This window comes from Dysgonomonas sp. Marseille-P4677 (assembly GCF_016652235.1).
Classification (GTDB): Bacteria; Bacteroidota; Bacteroidia; order Bacteroidales; family Dysgonomonadaceae; genus Dysgonomonas.
Window position 1 is genome coordinate 1 of the sequence record NZ_JAEPKU010000045.1, and the last position, 21,391, is coordinate 21,391.

Annotated in this window: 18 protein-coding genes; 9 read left to right on the plus strand and 9 right to left on the minus strand. The window is 36.4% G+C overall.

Going from position 1 to position 21,391, the window contains the following annotated elements:
• Positions 1–287: 287 nt before the first annotated feature.
• Positions 288–1,247, minus strand: coding sequence for a tyrosine-protein phosphatase (locus tag JGH11_RS09555; RefSeq protein WP_201111357.1), 960 nt, complete (start codon positions 1,245–1,247; stop codon positions 288–290).
• A 231-nt stretch (positions 1,248–1,478) separates the two neighbouring features.
• On the opposite strand from JGH11_RS09555, the gene JGH11_RS09560 reads away from it, so the two are divergent.
• Positions 1,479–2,537, plus strand: a complete 1,059-nt coding sequence (locus JGH11_RS09560) for a tyrosine-protein phosphatase (protein WP_201111358.1) — start codon at positions 1,479–1,481, stop codon at positions 2,535–2,537.
• Positions 2,538–2,557: 20 nt separating this feature from the next.
• Here the strand turns inward: JGH11_RS09560 and JGH11_RS09565 are convergent, their stop codons facing one another.
• Both JGH11_RS09565 and JGH11_RS09570 read right to left on the minus strand, forming a co-directional pair.
• Positions 2,558–7,135, minus strand: coding sequence for a translocation/assembly module TamB domain-containing protein (locus tag JGH11_RS09565; RefSeq protein WP_201111359.1), 4,578 nt, complete (start codon positions 7,133–7,135; stop codon positions 2,558–2,560).
• Between the two features lie 10 nt (positions 7,136–7,145).
• Entirely contained in the window at positions 7,146–7,505 is a 360-nt protein-coding gene (locus JGH11_RS09570; RefSeq protein WP_201111360.1) for an arsenate reductase family protein, read from the minus strand.
• 145 nt (positions 7,506–7,650) lie between these two features.
• On the opposite strand from JGH11_RS09570, the gene JGH11_RS09575 reads away from it, so the two are divergent.
• The 4 genes from JGH11_RS09575 to JGH11_RS09590 are packed head-to-tail and all read left to right on the plus strand — an operon-like array spanning position 7,651 to position 10,858.
• Positions 7,651–8,523, plus strand: coding sequence for a YicC/YloC family endoribonuclease (locus JGH11_RS09575; protein WP_201111361.1), 873 nt, complete (start codon positions 7,651–7,653; stop codon positions 8,521–8,523).
• A gap of 14 nt (positions 8,524–8,537) precedes the next feature.
• Positions 8,538–9,101 carry a guanylate kinase gene (gmk, locus tag JGH11_RS09580; protein ID WP_201111362.1) on the plus strand — a complete coding sequence of 188 codons (564 nt, stop codon included), beginning with the start codon at positions 8,538–8,540 and terminating at the stop codon, positions 9,099–9,101.
• Positions 9,098–9,679 (plus strand): nicotinate (nicotinamide) nucleotide adenylyltransferase, encoded by a 582-nt coding sequence (gene nadD, locus JGH11_RS09585; protein WP_201111363.1) that lies wholly within the window; start codon positions 9,098–9,100, stop codon positions 9,677–9,679. The genes gmk and nadD overlap by 4 nt, the downstream gene beginning before the upstream one ends.
• Before the next feature lie 3 nt (positions 9,680–9,682).
• A complete protein-coding gene (locus JGH11_RS09590; protein WP_201111364.1) occupies positions 9,683–10,858 on the plus strand; it encodes a Xaa-Pro peptidase family protein in 1,176 nt (391 codons plus the stop codon).
• 45 nt (positions 10,859–10,903) lie between these two features.
• On the opposite strand, the gene JGH11_RS09595 is transcribed toward JGH11_RS09590, so the two are convergent.
• On the minus strand, positions 10,904–11,119 hold the full coding sequence (locus tag JGH11_RS09595) for a hypothetical protein (protein ID WP_201111365.1): 216 nt from the start codon (positions 11,117–11,119) through the stop codon (positions 10,904–10,906).
• 170 nt (positions 11,120–11,289) lie between these two features.
• Between JGH11_RS09595 and folP the strand changes: the two genes are divergently transcribed.
• Positions 11,290–12,129 (plus strand): dihydropteroate synthase, encoded by an 840-nt coding sequence (gene folP / locus JGH11_RS09600; protein ID WP_201111366.1) that lies wholly within the window; start codon positions 11,290–11,292, stop codon positions 12,127–12,129.
• A 4-nt stretch (positions 12,130–12,133) separates the two neighbouring features.
• Here the strand turns inward: folP and JGH11_RS09605 are convergent, their stop codons facing one another.
• Genes JGH11_RS09605 through JGH11_RS09620 form a run of 4 tightly spaced genes read right to left on the minus strand, consistent with a single transcriptional unit; the run spans position 12,134 to position 15,534 of the window.
• Positions 12,134–12,835, minus strand: coding sequence for a 16S rRNA (uracil(1498)-N(3))-methyltransferase (locus JGH11_RS09605; protein ID WP_201111367.1), 702 nt, complete (start codon positions 12,833–12,835; stop codon positions 12,134–12,136).
• Between the two features lie 2 nt (positions 12,836–12,837).
• Complete coding sequence (gene xpt / locus JGH11_RS09610) at positions 12,838–13,407, minus strand: xanthine phosphoribosyltransferase (protein ID WP_201111368.1); 570 nt, start codon at positions 13,405–13,407, stop codon at positions 12,838–12,840.
• Between the two features lie 56 nt (positions 13,408–13,463).
• A complete protein-coding gene (locus tag JGH11_RS09615; protein ID WP_201111369.1) occupies positions 13,464–14,846 on the minus strand; it encodes a nucleobase:cation symporter-2 family protein in 1,383 nt (460 codons plus the stop codon).
• Between the two features lie 19 nt (positions 14,847–14,865).
• Positions 14,866–15,534 carry a DUF2625 domain-containing protein gene (locus tag JGH11_RS09620; RefSeq protein WP_201111370.1) on the minus strand — a complete coding sequence of 223 codons (669 nt, stop codon included), beginning with the start codon at positions 15,532–15,534 and terminating at the stop codon, positions 14,866–14,868.
• Between the two features lie 294 nt (positions 15,535–15,828).
• On the opposite strand from JGH11_RS09620, the gene JGH11_RS09625 reads away from it, so the two are divergent.
• The gene (locus JGH11_RS09625; RefSeq protein ID WP_201111371.1) at positions 15,829–17,133 is read left to right on the plus strand and encodes an anaerobic C4-dicarboxylate transporter family protein; all 1,305 of its coding nucleotides are present in this window, start codon (positions 15,829–15,831) and stop codon (positions 17,131–17,133) included.
• Positions 17,134–17,147: 14 nt separating this feature from the next.
• Here JGH11_RS09625 and JGH11_RS09630 read toward each other — a convergent pair whose 3' ends face one another.
• The gene (locus JGH11_RS09630) at positions 17,148–18,065 is read right to left on the minus strand and encodes an endonuclease/exonuclease/phosphatase family protein (RefSeq protein WP_201111372.1); all 918 of its coding nucleotides are present in this window, start codon (positions 18,063–18,065) and stop codon (positions 17,148–17,150) included.
• A 123-nt stretch (positions 18,066–18,188) separates the two neighbouring features.
• Between JGH11_RS09630 and JGH11_RS09635 the strand changes: the two genes are divergently transcribed.
• Positions 18,189–20,804: a valine--tRNA ligase gene (locus JGH11_RS09635; RefSeq protein ID WP_201111373.1), complete on the plus strand. Its 2,616-nt coding sequence runs from the start codon at positions 18,189–18,191 to the stop codon at positions 20,802–20,804.
• Between the two features lie 199 nt (positions 20,805–21,003).
• Positions 21,004–21,363, plus strand: coding sequence for a ribosome silencing factor (gene rsfS, locus JGH11_RS09640; protein ID WP_201111374.1), 360 nt, complete (start codon positions 21,004–21,006; stop codon positions 21,361–21,363).
• Positions 21,364–21,391 lie beyond the last annotated feature (28 nt).

Genomic DNA, 21,391 nt, shown 5'->3' on the forward strand with positions numbered 1-21,391 from the left:
ATGTAGATGTACTCATAATTATAAAATTTATTTATTTTGATTTATTCTATATAGACAAATATAATAATTATTGTTGCGAATAACAAATTTAGACAATTGAACCTTTATATATCAATATTGATTTAATCTATAACAAAGCCATATATAATATATAGATTTATTAAGGCTGTTATTTCCTAACAAGAACAAGATTGATTTTGTTTAAGAAGAAAATGATTATTATCAAACCTTAACTCAAAAAGAAAAAGGGATTGGCTATGCCAATAATAAGTACGAATTGTGAAGAATCATTTATCCAAATACAACCTTCTCATCCTCACAATATCCACCTTGAGCTCTTTTGTAAGAAAATTAAGAATTGTACCATGATCTCTTTTTATCTGATTGATCCCAGCTTGTAAAAACATTCGTTTTACAGTAAAAATAGATTCGGCACGAGGATACCTGGCTATAAAAGCGTCATATTTATCACTAAGATATATTTTAGACATCAGATAATCTTCCATCACTGTTGCCTCATCTACACCTAAAGCGAATAACACTAATGCTGTTGCCATGCCTGCCCTATCTTTTCCGGCCGAGCAGTGAAATATTAAAGGTGCACTCAGATTATTTTGTACAATGGCAAAAAATATGCGGAAGGCTCTCACACAGGCAGGATCACTCACCAACAAACGATTCATATGTTTCATATGAGAATCGATATTTGTCTTCAACAAATTTGCTTGTATTCCTTCGTTACTAAGATTCCCCGGAGTGATGGCAATCGGGTATGTAAAATGAACTGTCGAAGGCAATTTGTCGGGAGAGCGCCGAGCCTCATTCTGAGCCCTAAAATCGATAACTGACGTTATAGGTATACTGGATAAATATTTGACATCTTCTTCGGTAAGGTTTGACAACTCATCTGCCCTAAAAAGCTTACCCCACTTAACCGTTCTCCCCTCTTGGGTTTTTAATCCTCCTAAATCACGAAAATTATAACCTCCGGCCATTGGCAGATGCTTTTCGGAGAAGATTAATTTCTCATCACCACATACCAATTCAAAATAGAGACGGATGGAAGTACTTACATTTAGAGGGAAAAGCCCACTCCCATTCCCTGTAAGAATAGCCGTAGAATGATTTATATTGCTAACGGAACTTCCGGCATATAAAGACCAGTTCCCCTCTGCCTCCAGGCTGAGAGATGCTCTTTTCGTATATTTTTCCCGAATTATTTGGGCTCTTTGAATAGCCTTATCCATTTATTAACAATAACTTCTATTCCAAATGATTTTCTTCTGTATATCCTCTATAACCTAAAACATAGCAAATATACGGATTTAGTTGATATATTTTCTATTATACAGTTAAAAGCGCTAAGTGTGAAAAAAAGGTAAATCTTTGCAAAAAGCTCATATTCTATTGAAAACAACATATGACTAATGTATCTTTGTTATAACGGCAATTAAAACAATTAGATGTTAGATTTAAAAATGAAACTTAAATTACTAGTCTATATAGTAGGTTTAACGACCTTATACAACTGCTCTTCGAAACCTTCCATTACTGCATTATGTGAGATGGATAGGAATGGAAATTATATTCTGAGATGGGAAATATATCCTGAAATTGATAATGTTCCTGTTGAAATATTTATATCGGACAATGATAGCCTATTCCCATCAATACCTAACATGACCGTAAATTCGAATGACTATATTGCTATGATTGATAATTCATCAAAGACTTCCGGGAAACGAAAATATTTTCGTATTAAGGTTGCCGGGGCAATGTCTGACATTATAACTAATCGTTTTTTCGAGCTGGACAGTATACAAAATTTCAGAGATATAGGTGGCTATACAACCAATGACAACCGCAATATTCGCTGGGGTAGATTATTCCGATCGGGTAGTTTCTCCCGCATGACTCCCCATGACAGTACAGAAATAGACAATCTCGGCATAAAAACAATAATTGATCTAAGATCCGAAGATGTAAAAAGGAAAAGACTAGATAGATACAATTGCAAGAACAATATACGTATCCCAATATCGATGAAAGGCTATAGTTCTATTTCTCAAAAGGTGCTAGATGGCAAATTCCTACGCGGAGATGCAATTATATATACTCAGGATACCTATAAAGACATGGTAAATAACTTCGCAAAAGAATATGCTAGTTTTTTTGATTACTTGTGTGACGAGAAAAATTACCCAATTGTTTTTCATTGTTATTTGGGTAAAGATCAGACCGGCTTAGCAACCTATTTCCTTTTACGTGCATTGGATGTACCCCTCGATGTAATAGAAGACGACTATATGATCTCCGGAATAGGCATTGACAGAACAAAACTAATAAAAGATGCCGATAGCTTGTCTGAATCGCGCCAAGAGGCTCTAACTATGCTTACAAAAACTGATCTCACTTATCTGAAATACGGAATATCATGTATCAGAGAGAAAAGTGGTTCTGTAGACGATTATATGCTCAATGAGTTGAAATTAACCCCAGAGAAAAGAAAAAAGCTCAGAGATATATTATTACATTAATTAGTTATAGCTAATCATTATTATTTTCCTTTCTTTTCTTCATTTATCACAGGCTGTTTGTTTACCACTGTCTGAGTAGAGTCGGATGGTTGCTGTAGAGGTTTATTATTCTCACCATTTTGCGGTGTCTCGGACTGAAGTTGCTGATTGGCCCTAAACCGTCTTGGCTTAAAGGATTGGAACAAACGTTTTAGTGTAGCAGCTTCTTTACTATAGACAATACCAATCCCCTGAGTATACAAAGCTGTACGATAATATTGTTCGTTAGTATGGCTATATGCTTTTAATGTCCACATTGAGTTTAGCTGATACTCCAAATCAAAATCGCCAATAAATGTACTACCATTAGCAGATGCATGCTGATCGTTATGATATCCTACATTCGTTTTAAAAGTCAATCTGTCATCTAAAAACTTACGTGAAACATTTACACTCATATCCATATCAGAAAGAGTACCATCATTCGATTCTACATTAGCCCCTATCTGCCATTTATCACCGAGCATATTTCCCATCAAAGAAGTCAAAACTCCCGAAATAGCCCCTGAAGCCACGCCAGTCCATAATCCACTACCAAAATTGGCTCCACTACTACTAGAACTTGGATAGAAAGCTCCCATAGCTACCAGGTATGCAAACTGTCTTATTTTTACATCTTCGGTATTGATAAGGCTATTCACCCTTGCCCGTACATCATCAGGAGCATCCACAAGACTAATATCGTAAGTAATATCCATTTTATCCATATTACCTTTTATCCCAAGTAAACAATCTACTAATACTTTTGTAGAACCTTCTCCTGTTGACAGGCTTGCATCCAAAGTCTTAATATCGGGCCTCACACGGCGGAAAGCCGTAATATCAAATTTCGTATCCAAAGGATCACCAATAAAATATAACTTACTTCCGTTACGAATACTAAAATCGAGCTTTTTTATATTTTGCAGATTAAACTTAACGATTCCTTCAGTCAGAGTATAGTCTCCAAAAGTAGACATATTTTCATTTTGCATATCATAGCTGAAGTTTATAACTCCACTTCCTCTAGCTTCCATTGCATCACCTGTAACCGGATCTATAACAACTCCTATTTTGAGGTCAGGAGTTACATCTAATTTCACATTTAGCTTCATTGGCAGAGGCTCATCGTTCACTTTCTTGGCAATATCTTTCAACGAATTCTTCAATCTTTCTTCGGGCACATTTATATATACTACACTCTTGTAATCCGTAGCTTCCGAACGTTGAGGTAAAAGAATATTCAATGTAGAATTCTTATCATTTTTTACCTGCATATTCATATTTATACCATTGTCATCACCATCAATCCTTACTGTACCTGAGGCAAACACCCTCCCATAGAATAGACTATCGGTGCGATGTTCCGTATTCAGAACCATCAATTTGTTCATCCGCATGTTCAAAAGGTACTTCATTTGATTGAAGTTCTTATGCGTCACTGTTGCATTTACATTGGCTGTATTACCATAATCATCCTTGAGTGTAAGATTTTCAAAGCCAATTTTATCAGGACTAACCCGTATTGTATCCGAGATTGTATATACTACATTCGTATAATCCACCCCTATTTTAGTATCATTAAAACCAAGAAAACCTCGCACAAGGGGAGCTTTACTACTTCCTTCTACCATCAGATTAGAACTGATCGTTCCCGAAACTTTATTTATCATAGATGAAACAAATGGCTGAGTCCAGCCTAAAGGCATTTTTTCCATCCGCAATTGTAAATCTAAGGAGTCCTGATTTGTGTAGACCGTTCCATCTAGTTCGGCATATACCTGATCCTTATGAGCTAGAGACGCAGCCATTGTTACTCCACCGTAATCATCACTCCACTCACTATCTAAACTCATCGTTCCAAGTGTATCTCCAAATATAACTATATCTGCAATCTCAAATTCACGAGTATAGAGTTCCGGTTGGTCTAATATTTTTGTCAATAATACATCACCATGAATACACCCCCGTACGTTCTTCACATCAAAAGCCTCCAATAATTCCCCTATCTCAGCATGGCTAAAGTTAAGTTTTAAACTATCAGTTTCTTCTCGTGAAATAACGCCATCCAAATTAAAATACGGCTTCTTATTCAAACCTAGCCCCAGATTATGTATCTCCGTCCGTTGCCCTTCGTTAAGTATATCGGCAGGTAACAGGTTTAAGGCAAGCCTATCTATCATTATATCCGAAGGTGTTATCTTTAGTGAAGAAACTAATTCGTTTTTTTCATTTCTACTGAATTGGGCTAATGCTTCAATATCTCCTTTAATATTTACCTCAGTACTGTCGCTATTGATGCTTATAAATGAATAAATAACATTCTTTTCGCCATTAATATTCGTAGCCAATCTGTAACTCCCTTTATCCATAGTAACTCTGCTTGCTGCAGACATATTAAACGCCGAATCAAGATTCGCAACATCAATGACAGTATTGTTAATGTCAAAGTCGCCAAAACGCACATGGGGTATATTTCCCTTTATCGAGAGTTGTTTATCTATTGTATTTATACGACCATTTATTGTCGCAGGACTAATAATATCGATAGGCAAAACAAATATTTGCCCCAACTCTTCCGTATTATTTGCCGTTATAGCAAATGTGAAATTGTTCTGTTCTTTTTTCGTGCGTTTTCTCATCTGAAATACATCGGGTAAATATCCATTCATCAGATTAGTAAACTCATCACTGAAAGTAGTAAAAGAGTATTGCCCCGCAATCTTTGCTGTAAGGAGTGAAGATATTAATGTTATATACTTACTTTTATCTGTATCAATCCCTGATTCTAAGATAAACTTACCTGGTTTGAATGAGAAATTTTCATCATGAAAATCAAGACTATCAACAACGACTTTCCCTGTAATATTATCGATATCCAAACCATGAATGCTCCCATTGAGGGCTAACGTTAAGCGAGGATTTACCCAATCTTTATTTTTATAGAAACGGTCTAAATGTAGAGAATCAACTCTTAGTTGTACATTTATGTCAGGAACCTTTGCCTGCGACATATCTGCTTTAACTAATATCTTCCCAATCGACCAATCGGCAACAGCTGTCAACCCCATCTTATCCACATTGTAAAAACCTTCGACAGGAACATTAACAATGGCTTCTTGCTGATACTGAAGTGCATCTATGTTTCCAATTACCTGTGCAGAAAGAGACTCTTTATTACTCTGTTTAGCTTTTAAATTAAGACGTGCAGTCAAGCTACCCAAACCTGTATCTCCACCCAATAGTTTCCCCAAGCCGAAATTCTGTGTTTTCAATCCGGCAACAACATTAAAATTTGAAAATGTTGTATCAACGGCCCCCGTCGCCAAAAGGGATAGTAATCCTTGTTTACACCAAGCCTCCGCATCTAGTCTGAATTTATCCAATTGCCCAGTAAGCCTTCCCTTCAAATATACATCCCCCATATTTTTTAATATATCCGGAACAATGAACGTGGAGTCTCCTAATCGTGCAAAATCAGTGATAGCAGAGGTCGAAGCCTTAGCTTTATCTATAGAAAGGTTAATAGCAGAATTACCATACTCTTTAAAACTAGCCAAGCTTGCTTTTCCATTAAGTACGAAGTCATCGCCATAAGTCAGATTTATTGTATCAATTTGAACAGAAGGTAAAATTCCTTTTATCTTAGTTTTTAGAGAAATTCTATTTTTCAGAAACTTCATATTTGGTAGGAATGCGACCAAATCCTTAGCAGAAAATTCCGTATCTTCGGTTTCTATCTCAAAATCATTTGTTGATAGATTATATTGAACCTTATTAGTTTTAAGATGCGAGTCAGGCAAATATAAAGACAGCCCTTCTATCCAAAGCTGAGATTTTTCCGAGAACAACTTACCTTTCAAGTCTTTTATTTCGACTCCGGATCTTTCTTTTGCCGAAAGGCTATTTAACACAATATCAAACTTATCGGGATTTATTGAATTAAGATCAAGATTTGCATTAAAGTCATATACTGAAATATGCGAAGCATTAAAAAGACTAGGAGTTTTTGCAGCAGATAGGATATTATAATTCAATTGTCCCCTAACCAGACTTAAGTCATTAATAACTACAAGCAGTGAACTCTTTGTTGTGTCAGTTTTCGTCGTATCGTTACTGGAAAAGGCATCAATTACGAACTGAAAGTTTAAGTCGCTAATGCTATCTTTTTGATTTATATTTATCAAAAAATCTTCGAGAGCAATTCCTGTTATTTCAATAGTACTATTTTTTATAAATTTCCATGGATTAAGTGAGGCATCCAAAGATTTAGCATACAGTAGCGTGTCTCTCGCCTGATCTTCGATATAAATACCTTTAAGAGTCACATGATTAAATAAACTGAGCCGCACTTCATCGATAGAAACCTCTGTTTTCATCGTAGATTTTAATTGATCTACGGCAAAATCGGCGACCTTTTGCTGGATAAAAGGAATAGAAAGTAAAACATACAAAAGCACATTCACTCCGATAATAGAGAGAACTATATATAGGAAAACCTTTAAAAGCTTCTTAATGAAACTTTTTTTAGGGGGAATCTGCTCTGTTGCATCTTTTATGACTTCTTCTTTTTCCTCCATATAAAATGGCCTATTTCAGTTGTTCACTCCATTCGTCTTCGTCAAATCCAACTAATACATATTTATCAGAAACTATAAGCGGACGCTTTACAACCATCCCGCTTGATACAAGAATCTCAATCAGTTCTTCGTTAGAAGCCGATTTAACTTTTTCTTTTAGATTCTGTTCTTTATAAATCTTACCGGAAGTATTGAAAAACTTAGAAATTGGCAGTCCACTAAGCTTTATCCATCCAGCCAATTCTTCTTTTGTAGGATTATCTACAGATATATCTCGGCTATCTACAGATATAGAATTATCTTTAAGCCATTTAGCAGCTTTTTTACATGTACTACATTTAGGGTATTGCAGAAATAGTTTTGTACTCATAAATATACTTATCTTTAGATTCTTACTATTTACAAAAATAAAGAATTACTAATGATTAACGCTGTTTTCCTATTTAAAGTTCGCTTTTTTTAGTCATCGCGCATAATATTTGTTTATTTTTGCAATTAAAACTAAAACGTACAGCATGATACAATCAATGACCGGCTTTGGTAAAGCATCTACCGAATTAGACAAAAGAAAAGTCACAGTAGAAATAAAGTCTCTTAATAGCAAACAACTGGACCTATCGGTACGTATGCCCAACCTATACAAAGAGAATGAAATGTGGGTCCGCAACTTGCTGTCCCGTAAATTAGAACGTGGTAAAGTAGATTTTCTTATATATGTAGAAAATATAGGAAATGAAACACCTAATCAAATAAATCAAAATCTGCTGGAAGGCTATTACAAACAAATTAAAGAGTCGGCCGAACGATTAGGCATAGAAACTCCAACAGACTGGTTTCAGACTTTGCTTCGTTTGCCTGACGTATTAAAATATGAATCGCAAGAAGTAGATGCAGAAGAATGGAATGCTGTATCGAGGGTTATCGATGATGCTGTAAAGCAATTGTTGGATTTTCGCAAGCAAGAAGGAGCTATGCTACAAAAACTGTTTGAAGAAAAAATCAGTAATATCGCATCCCTGCTTAATGAGATAGAACCTTATGAAGCTGAGCGAGTAGATAAGATAAAAGTTCGGATTACCGAGGCCCTTCAAAAAATAGAAGACTTCGATTATGACAAAAACCGTTTCGAACAGGAGATGATATATTATATCGAGAAGCTCGATATCAACGAGGAAAAGTCAAGGTTAACCAATCATCTTAACTACTTCCTTGAAACAATGAAGTCAGGATCGGGACAAGGTAAAAAATTAGGCTTCATATCTCAAGAGATGGGACGTGAAATAAACACAATGGGGTCCAAATCTAATCATGCCGAAATGCAACAAATTGTAGTTCGCATGAAAGATGAGTTGGAACAAATCAAAGAGCAGGTATTAAATGTATTGTAAGAATATTCGGTAAAATGGGTAAACTAATCATATTTTCAGCTCCATCGGGAGCAGGTAAATCGACCATCGTAAATTATCTGTTATCTCAAAACTTAAACTTACAATTTTCAATATCAGCGACCAGCCGTCAACCTCGAGGCACAGAGAAACATGGTATAGAATATTATTTTCATTCTCCCGATGAGTTCAGGCATAAAATAGCAAATGATGAATTTCTCGAATATGAAGAAGTTTACAAAGATAAATTTTATGGCACTTTAAAATCAGAAGTACAACGTATTCTCGATAATGGAGGCAATGTCATCTTCGATGTAGATGTAATCGGGGGTTGTAATATAAAAAAATTCTATGGAGACAATGCTCTTTCAGTTTTCATACAGCCACCTTCTATCAATGAACTTCGTACTCGTCTGGAAAAGAGGGGGACTGACTCTCCTGAAATAATTGAATCCCGCATAGAAAAGGCAGAGTACGAAATGACATTTGCACCTCAATTTGATATCGTTATTCAAAATGACAACTTGGAAGAGGCTAAGGCAAAAGCCTTGAAAGTAGTAAAAGATTTTCTCGCAAAATGAATATAGGCATCTTTTCGGGATCTTTCAATCCCATCCATATAGGACACCTCATCCTTGCAAACTATATTGTAGAATTTACAGACATAGACGAGGTATGGTTCTTAGTTAGTCCTCACAACCCACTAAAGTCAGAAGAAGAGCTTTCGTCCGAACATATACGTATGGAAATGACTGAACTTGCTCTTACCAAATACCCGAAGATTATTGCTTGCGATTTTGAATTTTCGATGCCTAAACCATCTTATACAATAAACACATTAAATGCTCTACGAAAACAATATCCTGAGTATTGTTTTACACTTATTATCGGTGCAGACAATTGGAATGTATTTGAAAGTTGGAGAGAGTATGACAAAATTCTGGAAAACTACAAATTAAAAGTATACCCACGACTAGGCTCTCGCATCACAATACCAAATAAATTCAGAGACAAAGTAGAGGCTTTAGAATCACCAATTATAGAGATTTCATCGACATTTATCAGAGATAGTATTTCTGAAGGAAAAGATGTCAGAGCATTCCTACCTGATGAAGTATATGATTATATTATAGAAAAAGACTTATATAAGCAGAGATAAAACATGGATTACAAAGAGGCACTAACAAAAGATTTGGAAATTCGTCGAGCTTCGTTACAAAAAGCAATGCAGACGATGAATATAGAGGCATGTATACTTACTACTCCCGTAAATGTATTTTATATGACCGGTATGATTTATAACGGATATTATTACCTGCCTGTCGGTGACACACCATGTCATTTTATCAAACGCCCTGAGAATCTTTTATTAGACAATACCATTAATATTCGTAAACCGGAACAAATTTCTGATGAACTACAAAACAGAAATATACCGTTACCCAAAACTATTTTATTAGAAACTGATGTCATTTCTTTCGGCGAATGCAGCCGTTTATTGAATGCATTCGACGTTTCTAGTGCTGCCAATGCATCAATCCTTATGCGCAAAATTCGCAGTGTGAAAACCGACTTTGAATTGGAACAAATAAAAGCTTGCGCCCGAAAACATGAAGCAGTCTACAAACTCATTCCATCGGTGTACAGGACAGGAATGGCAGATATAGAACTGCAAATCGAAATAGAAAAGATAATGCGCCTGCATGGCTCTATGGGTATCTTCCGTAGCTACGGCGAAAACATGGATATTTATATGGGAAGCTTGCTTGCCGGAGAAAATGCCGAAACTCCTTCTCCTTACGATTATGCATTGGGTGGAGCAGGTACAAGTCCCACACTACCTTTAGGTGCATCAGGGCAGAAACTGGAAAAGGGACAGACAATTATGATAGATATGGCTGGAAACTATTCCCCTTGGATGACTGATATGACCCGTACGTTTTCCGTAGGTAAAACCCTCGATATAGCCTATCGCGCACACCAAGTATCCATTGACATTCATGATCATATCATGGACATAGCCAAACCGGGTTTCAGTTGTGCAGATTTATACAATATAGCGATGGAATTGGTAAAAAAGAACAATCTGGAAGCGTACTTCATGGGAACAAAACAACAGGCTAAATTTGTAGGGCATGGTTTAGGCCTTGAAATAAATGAACCTCCTGTCCTTACTCCTCGTTCGAAAGAGTTACTCGAAAAGAATATTATATTTGCATTAGAGCCTAAATTCGTAATTCCTGAAGTAGGTGCTGTAGGTATTGAAAATACATATGTAGTGACTGAAGAAGGAATAGAAAAGCTGACAATATTAGAAGAAGGGATTATTGAGCTTTAGGAAAAATATATACATAAAAAGCATGCTAAAAGCAAGTACATTTTATTATATGATTATGGTAGTACTATTTTCTACCTGCATATTGTCTGTCGTGCTGCTTTTTTTTACGGCCTTCCTTCCAAATTCTTTCATGAATGGAATGGATGCGTGGCTTTCTGTTGTAATATTCCTCTTCAATTTTACATTTTGCTTTCTGTCTCTTACATCATTCCTTAATCTCTTTAAAACAATAAGAAATAATCGGCCTCTATCATTTCTCACATTTTTTTATCCTGCTATCATATATTATATTTTGACATTTATCTATCCAAAACCTTATTTTGGACTTTCGTTGATGATACCTTTACCCTTTTTGATTTCGCAAACTCTTGTTTTTATTGATTTCAGGAGAAGACTATAAAATAATGGAAAACCAATAACAAATAGTATATATGAAAACAATCAATATAAAAGGTGAATTACTCGATCTATCACACCCTATAGTAATGGGAATACTGAATGTAACACCCGATTCTTTTTATATAGGAAGCCGTAAAGAAACAGAACAACAGATTATAGATAGAGTATCGGAAATTCTATCTCAGGGCGGAACTATAATAGACATAGGGGCTCAATCTACACGTCCGGACTCAACCCTCTTATCTGCTCAGGAAGAGATAGATCGTTTAAAATTTGCATTACCGATAATCAACAGAGAATTCCCAGACGCCATTCTTTCGGTGGATACATTCTATAGCGATGTTGCTCGTTTTTGTGTTGAGGAACAAGGAGTAGCCATCATCAATGATATTTCGGGAGGAGAGATAGATAAAATGATGTTTCCAGTGGTAGCTAAGTTGAATGTTCCTTATATTTTGATGCACATGCGAGGAACTCCTCAGACAATGAGAGATCTAACAAACTACAACAACCTAGTTCAAGATATCTTTTATTATTTTTCGAAGAAAGTTGCAGAATTACATCAATTGGGTGTCAATGACATTATTATTGATCCAGGATTTGGGTTTAGCAAAACCATCGATCAGAATTATGAATTAATGGCAGCATTACGAGGATTCTCTGTTTTTGAATTACCCCTATTAGTAGGTATATCGAGAAAAAAAATGATTGCTAATTTACTTGGGACAAGCCCAATAGATAGCTTGAATGGAACTACTGTTCTTAATACGTTCGCCTTGCAAAATGGGGCTGACATCTTACGGGTTCATGACGTAAAAGAAGCGATGGAAACTATTAAAATAGTCAGGAAACTGGAAGAATATAAATTCTAGTTTATCAATTCAAAATATGTATCGTGTAACAGGCAACCAATGCGGCTGTTTCGGTACGCAAACGACTCTCTCCTAAAGATATTGGTCGAAAGCCATTCGCAATAGCCTCTTTGACTTCTTCTTCAGAAAAGTCACCTTCGGGACCAATAAGAATTAGTACATTACCCCCTTTTTTATAGATATCCTTCAATAACTCTTTTTGCTGAGGGTGGCAATGAGCAATATACTTTTGTCCGTCAAAATCCTGCTTTATCAATTTAGAAAAAGATTGTATCTCATCCAACTGAGGTAGCAATGCCTTTTGAGACTGCTTCATCGCCGAAACAAGAATTTTTTCAATACGTTGAGACTTTATTTCTTTACGTTCCGAATGTTGGCAAAGAATAGGCGTAAATCGATCTACACCTATTTCAGTCGCCTTTTCGGCGAACCATTCTATACGATCTATATTTTTGGTAGGAGCAAAAGCAATTTGCAGATTAAAGTTCCAACCTTTTGGTTGTTCTGTTGTATTTAAAATGTTTACAACACAATGTTTAGGATTGGCTTGGATAATTTCAGCATCATAAAAGAAACCCTTCCCATCGGTCAATAAAATCTCGTCACCTTCTTTCTTGCGCAATACTTTTACACAATGCTGCCCCTCCTCAATCGGTAGTTCAACATTGGATAGAATATCGGGGGTAAAGAAGATTGTCTTTTCCATAATTAATCTTCAAAAATAATTTTATTATCTCCCAATTCTTTTATTTTAGCCAACGATTCCACATGAATACCTAGTTCACGCAAACGGCGTCCTCCATCCTGAAAACTTTTCTCGATAATAAATCCCATTCCATACAGTTCTGCACCTGCTTCTTTTATAAGATTATAAATTCCTATAGCAGCATTACCATTAGCTAGGAAATCATCGACAAAAACGACCTTATCGTTAGGGTTTAGAAAGTCTTTACTTACACAAATAGTGTAATCTCGATCCTTAGTAAAAGAATGAGCAATAGTAGAAACCATATTTACCATCGTTTTAGGCACAGCCTTTTTAACAAAGACCACAGGTAACTCAAGCAAATAGCCCAACATAATAGCAGGAGCAATACCACTTGCCTCTATTGTTATAATTTTATTTATAGGTAAATTTCCGAATTTACGGACAAACTCTACACCTATCGATTTCATCAATATGGGGTCCATCTGATGATTAATAAAACTATCTACTTTGAGAATACCTCCATCAAAGCTTTTCCCATCTTTAAGAATACGATCTTTTAATAACTTCATAATATATATAATAAAGTACCTATATTACACAATCTATAAAACAAGGCTTCTAGAATTTATTCTTTGACACGAATAACAACATTAGCAATGATAGCTACCACGCCACCAGTTGTAATTCCAGATGCAAAAATACCTTTTACCCAAGTTGGCATCTGTAATAAGATATCAGGAACAAGCTCTACTCCTAATCCACAAGCAAAGCTTACAGCAAGTACAAGAATAGCCTTTCTATCGATATTTTGTGATGCTATGATACGAACACCTGATGCTGCAACAGTACCAAACATTAACAATGTAGCCCCACCAAGAACCGGCTCAGGCATAATGGAAAATATACCGCCGATAAATGGGAAAGCACTCAATAAAACAAGAAACACAGCAATATAATATCCGACACGACGACTAGCAACCCCTGTCAGCTGAATCAAACCGTTATTCTGAGCAAATATTGAGTTGGGAAAAGAATTAAATACTCCTGCAATAGCTGAATTAATGCCATCGGCTAAAACCCCACCTTGTACACGTTTCATAAATTTAGGACCTTCAATAGGCTCTCCTCCGATCATCGAATTGGCTGTGATATCTCCATAAGCCTCAATTGAAGTTATAAAATAAATAATTGCAACAGCAACAAATGCAGAAAGATCAAATCCTAAACCATATTTAAACGGTTGAGGAATTGTAAATGCACCGATTTCTCCCATATTAGAGAAATCTATCCAACCCATAAAGTAAGAAGCTACATAACCGATTATGATCCCTATAATAATAGAACTCATACGAATATATTTATTCTTTATTCCATTCAGTATTATAATAGATACAAGAACAAGGGCTGCCAATCCAAGGTTTTGAGGGCTACCGAACCCTTTTGCACCTTCAACACCCATAGCTCCAAACCCACCTCCGCACGATATGATTGCGACTTTGATCAATGAAAGACCTATCATTGTAACCACAATACCGGAAACTAAAGGAGTAATGATCTTCTTTGTATATTTTAGTAAACGACTAACAATCATTTCCACCGGAGAAGCAGCAATACAAACCCCAAATATAGCAGCAAGAATAGCAGCCTCTGTCATATCGCCTTTTGCGGCAAAACTTGCGGTCAATGCTCCGATAAAAGAGAAACTGGTTCCTTGTATACAAAGCAACCCACATCCCACAGGGCCAAAACGGCGACATTGGATAAAAGTAGAAATACCCGATGCCAATAATGCCATGGAAACGAGGAATCCTGTCGTTTCGGCACTAAAGTTCAAAGCGCGGGATATAATTAATGGAGGTGTTATAATAGCAACAAATATTGCAAGCAGATGTTGAAAGCCTGCAAAGATAGCCTCACTGAAAGGCGGTTTATCCTCTATTTGATAGATCAGATCTGTTTTTCTAATTGGTTGGATAATTTCATCCGCTTCTTTTTCTGTGACTTGCATAAGTGTTATTTGTTTTATATTAACCTAACGTATCTTTCATTTCCATATTAAAGTTATAAATCTCTTCTACAGGAACAACTTTTTTAGAAATATCATTTATATCCTTTCCCTCCTTCGTCCATAGGTAGGGAAAGAAATTATAAGCATAATCGGGACTTAGTACAGTCACATCTCTTTTCCAATCTTTCCAGCGAAGACCTTCATAGAAGTCATCCATATCAGTTTCGAAACAAAATAAGAGAAATTGACTATATCCTATTGCCATAGGTAACCAACCCAATGTATCGGGAGAAAAATAATACATATTACCTGCATCTTCACCAAAGAACCCTCCATTGATCGCATAAAAGCCACCAATAACATCATCTGCAACCAACATATATGGCGCAGGTTCTCCGAATTCTTCAAAAGTTTTTCCTTGATTCCAATCAGGCAATGATCTTTTCATACGATCTGACCCCGATCCTAATATTCTGATCCAACCATTATCTATCAACAGGCCTCCTGTTTCATAAACAACAGCTCCCATCAAAGAACGTGTAGTTACTTGTGTATTTACCAGAGCGTTTTCAGCTCGCTGACGGTCGCAAGGTAAAATCTCCACCTTGTTTTTGGCCGCATCTATCCATTCCTTTATAATAGGCCAACCCGGATCTACCGTATTTACAAGCTCTTGCAATGTACGCATACCTGATTATTGAATAAGAGTGCAAAATTAGTATAAATTATTAGGATTAAATATATAAACAAAGAAGAATTACTTGATAAAATGTTAAGTAGTTCCATAGTTAACATAAAATAAAAATGGATATTCTAAATGTGTACCTATTTACAAGAATTATAAAGTAGAAATTAAATATATAATCTATATTTGTCAGAATTAATTTAACCATAATATTATGATAGAATTAAATTCACACAACAAAACATTCACACAAATGTTATACTGGGAGTTACCCCTTTAATCTTATTATTATACAACATGTTAATACAATTTCTTTTTATTCTTACAGCTATAATTATCGGAGCTCGTATTCAAGGTATCGGGTTAGGTGTAATGGGAGGCTTAGGATTAGCGATACTTGTTTTTGGATTCGGGCTTGAACCAACCTCCCCTCCTATAGATGTAATGCTGATGATAGTTGCTGTTATTGCTGCAGCAGGTTGTATGCAAGCAGCAGGTGGACTTGACCTCATGGTAGCAGTGGCTGAAAAGTTTTTAAGAAAACACCCTCAACGAATAACCTTATTAAGCCCATTAGTGACTTATCTCTTCACTTTTGTAGCCGGAACAGGACATGTCGCATATTCTGTAATGCCAGTAATTGCCGAAGTAGCACGAGAAACTAAGATTCGTCCCGAACGCCCCCTTTCCATCGCCGTAATTGCTTCGCAACAAGCAATAACAGCCAGTCCTATATCTGCGGCCACAGTTGCATTACTGAGTATGTTGGCAGGATTTAATATAACTCTACTCGATATATTGATGATAAGTATTCCTTCTACTTTAGTCGGTGTATTGCTTGGTGCTCTAGTAAGTATGCGATTGGGTAAAGAACTTCACGAAGATGAAGAGTATATTAAAAGACTCAAAGCGGGAATGTTTAATGATAGTCATATTCTAAAACAAGAAGATCACAAACTAATAAGTAAAGCAGGGCTATCAGTACTCATCTTCATAATGGCAACTGTTTTCATAATTCTCTTTGGCTCGATAGAAAATTTACGGAACATTGGAGGCAGGACATTAAATATGCCTATCATCATAGAAATATTAATGCTGTCGGCCGCAGCACTAATTCTGCTTATTACAAATACTAACGGGATTAAGGCGGCGCAAGGTTCAGTGTTTGTAGCCGGCATGCAAGCTGTTGTAGCCATCTTTGGTATCGCATGGATGGGTGATACTTTTATAAATGGGAATATGGAACAATTAAGCTCCTCCATCGAGGGAATTGTAACTTCCACACCTTGGATATTTGGTGTTGCATTATTTGTAATGTCTATCCTATTATACAGTCAGGCAGCCACCGTACGTGCGTTAATGCCCTTAGGTATTCTACTCGGGATATCTCCTTGGATGCTGATTGCTCTCTTTCCAACGGTAAATGGCTATTTTTTCCTCCCGAATTATCCGACTGTTGTTGCCGCCATTAATTTTGACCGAACAGGAACAACCCGTATAGGTAAATGGGTATTAAACCACTCATTCATGCTTCCCGGGCTAGTTGCTACAATCTCGTCCGTTTGCACCGGATTATTAATAATAATGCTATTAGGCAAATGAAAGAACCTAGGCTTTCATTTAATAATAAAGGAACTCAATACTGCCCTATGATCGGAAGGATAATTATTGAATTTAATGTCACTTTCAGGACTTTCTTCCCCTAAAACCTGAGAATTCTTAAGTTCTATATTATTACCCCAGAAAAATACAAAATCAATACGATCCAAAACTTCCGTATAAGCTGTGGTTTCGGGTAAAGGAGTCCATGTATAACCGGGATTTTTGACTTCGTCCGGATAAAGTATTCTATAAGAGTCCTTCATGCCTGCACTATCTATAAAAGCTTTTGTCGATGGCCATTTAACAGCTATTTTACACAACTTAGCCTCTACCGCCTCAGATGTCCAATCCAGGCAAGATGGCTCATTAAAGTCTCCTGTCAGGAAAACCGGATAACCTTCTTTTTGTACACTTAAAATATCGGATATATTGGATTTAACATCCTTTTCTCTGGACTGCCTAGCCGATTCTATAGCCTCATTTTCTGTAGATAAAGACGGAGCTCCACAATACTCTATACCATTAAGTTGATATGGTTCGTATGGACAATGTATCAGATGGACATTAAACATCCAGACATAATGACTCTCATCTATTTTAATTTTAACACCATGTTTATTGGCAGAAGTATCTATAATCGGATATTTACTAATAATCGTCGGACTACGGTCGTATACATAAGAATGCCATCCGAGGCTGTCCGCAATATATTCCGCAATATTTCTATCATCCCGGGAAGCCTCTTGAACCCCAATTATGTCAGCTCCACTATTAACGAAAACTTCGGCCGTTGCGCCAATAGACTTTCCTCCACCTACCCAAATATTAAAACTCATCACATTTAAAGATACAGAGACGGGATTTTCTTTTTTACTACATGAAACCGTAAAAATAACAACCAATAATAAGACTAGTTTACAAAGTATTCTCATGATATATTTAATTTAAAAAGAATGAGAACCGAATGTACATTTTTACTTGTATATTACAAAATATGAAACAAATAAAAACTATTTTGTATTTTTGTACCCTCATTAAAGAATAGAACCACTAATATGGAAATTGCAAGTAAATATAATCCTGCCGAAGTAGAGGATAAATGGTACAGATATTGGTTGGAAAATAAGTTTTTCCATTCCGAGCCAGACAGTCGCGAACCTTATACGATTGTTATTCCTCCACCTAATGTCACCGGTGTACTACACATGGGACATATGCTGAACAATACAATACAGGATATACTTGTACGTCGTGCCCGCATGATGGGTAAAAACGCTTGTTGGGTACCCGGAACAGACCATGCTTCTATCGCAACTGAAGCAAAAGTTGTAGGAAAACTTGCATCAGAAGGCATTAAAAAGAATGACCTTAGCCGTGATGAGTTTCTTAAACATGCATGGGATTGGACACATAAACATGGCGGTATTATTCTAGAACAGTTAAAGAAGCTTGGCGCATCATGCGATTGGGACAGGACTTGTTTTACTATGGACGAAATCCGTTCTGAAAGTGTGTTCAAAGTTTTTGTGGACTTATATAACAAAGGACTTATTTACCGCGGAATACGTATGGTAAACTGGGATCCTGCTGCACAAACAGCAATTTCAGATGAGGAGGTTATCCACAAAGAAGAACATGGCAAATTATATTATGTAAGATATAAGATAGAGGGTGAAGATGGTTATATTGTAGTTGCAACCACTCGCCCTGAAACTATCTTTGGAGATATTGCAGTTTGTATAAATCCAAACGACCCTAAGACGGCACATATGAAAGGTAAAAAGGTAATTGTTCCTATTGCCAATCGTGTGGTTCCTATTATAGAGGACGAGTATGTAGATGTGGAATTTGGTACAGGATTTCTTAAAGTGACCCCTGCACATGATGTAAACGACTATATGCTGGGTGAAAAATATAATCTTGAAGGTATAGATATTTTCAACGATAATGGAACCTTGAACGCGCATGGGCTTCAGTACGCGGGTATGGATCGTTTCGATGTACGTAAGAAGATCGAAAAAGACCTACAAGAAGCAGGCTTATTGGAAAAAGCAGAAGCATACACCAATAGCGTTGGCTACTCGGAACGGACTCATGTGCCTATCGAACCTAAGCTTTCGATGCAATGGTTCCTTAAAATGGAGAATCTTGCAAAACCAGCACTTGATGCTGTAGAAAATGACACAATCAAATTCTATCCGGCTAAATTCAAAAACACATATCGTCACTGGATGGAGAATATCAAAGACTGGAACATTAGTCGCCAACTTTGGTGGGGACATCAAATCCCGGCTTATTATCTACCTGAAGGTGGTTTTGTAGTAGGAGAAACTCCGGAAAAAGCATTGGAAGAAGCGAAGAAAATAAACCCGAATCTTACCATCGAAGACCTTCGTCAGGATGAAGATTGCCTTGACACCTGGTTCTCTTCATGGCTTTGGCCTATATCGGTATTTAATGGCATAAACAATCCTGATAATGAAGAAATAAAATACTACTACCCTACTAATGATTTAGTAACCGGGCCCGACATCATTTTCTTTTGGGTAGCCCGTATGATCATGGCAGGATATGAATATCGTGATGAAGCTTGTTTCAAAAACGTATATTTCACAGGAATCGTTCGAGATAAAGATGGACGTAAAATGTCGAAACAGTTAGGAAATTCTCCTGACCCTATCGAACTTATGGCAAAATACGGTGCAGATGGAGTACGCATGGGCTTATTACTAACCGCCCCTGCAGGGAATGACATTCCATTTGATGAAGCCCTTTGCGAACAAGGCCGTAACTTCAACAATAAGATATGGAATGCTTTCCGTTTAGTTAAAGGATGGGAAGTTGATCGAAATATTGAGCAGCCCGAATCAGCAAAGATTGCTATTGAATGGTTCCAGAACATACTGAAGAAAACTATAGCCGAACTTGATGATTCTTTCGGGAAATACCGTTTATCAGAAGCCTTGATGGCTGTTTACAAATTATTTTGGGACGAATTCTCGTCATGGTATCTTGAGATTGTAAAACCGGCTTATCAGCAACCGATAGACAAGAAGACATACGAGGCGACATTAGGCTTCTTCGACTCATTACTTCGCCTGCTTCATCCATTTATGCCTTTCATAACAGAGGAACTATGGCAAGCACTGAGCGAACGAAAAGATGGTGAAAGCATCATGATATCCGATATGCCAAAAGAATCGGCATTTGATAACGAATTAATAAATAAATTCGAAAAGGTTAAAGAGACGATAGCCGGCATCCGCACTATACGTTTACAAAAGAATATACCTAGCAAAGAAGAATTATCACTTGAAGTTATCGGAGAATACAAAACCGATTTTGATTGTGTTATTTCTAAAATGGGAAATCTCGTTTCAATCAAAACTGTTAACGAAAAGGATACAACTTCTGTATCTTTCCTTGTAGGAACAACAGAATTTTCTGTACCTCTAGGAAATAACATTGACATAGAAGCTGAGTTGAAAAAATTGAACGACGAACTTATTTATCTTGAAGGATTCTTGAAATCTGTTGCGAATAAACTGAGCAATGAAAAGTTTGTCGCAAATGCCAAGCCCGAAATTGTGGATAATGAACGAAAAAAACAAGCCGATGCAGAAAGCAAGATAAGAACTATAAAAGAGAGCATTACTAATTTGAGTAAATAATCTTATAAGACAAAAGAAGGGGGTCGTCAATAACGACTCCTTAATTTTCTTATATAAGAATGTAAGCAAAGTAAATCATACTACTTTCCCATTTTTTCTCCATTAATTAATTGTTCTTCTATAAGATATGAATGAATTGTTCAAAAATCAGACTATATTTGTAGTTTCAAATTTTAAAATACAGTTTTATATATAACTAATGAAAGAAGTAAAAAGCTTAGTAAATAATATTGTGGCCGCTTGCCAAGATAAAAAAGCAAAAAACATTGTAATAGTCGATATGACAGAACTACCCGGATCCATATGCCAATATTTTGTTATATGCGAAGGAAACTCACCTACACAAGTATCTGCTATCTCTGAAGAAATTCTTGACTCCGTAAAGAAAAAGAAAAAAGAACGCCCGATATCGTCGGATGGATTGCGTGAAGGACGTTGGGTTGGTATAGATTATGGTACGGTTATTGTACATGTATTCTTGCCTGAATTGCGGGAATTTTATAACATCGAGAATTTATGGGCAGATGCTAAGCTGGAATCTATCCCTGATATAGAGTAAGCCAACAAAACACCCTTGTCGATTGTTA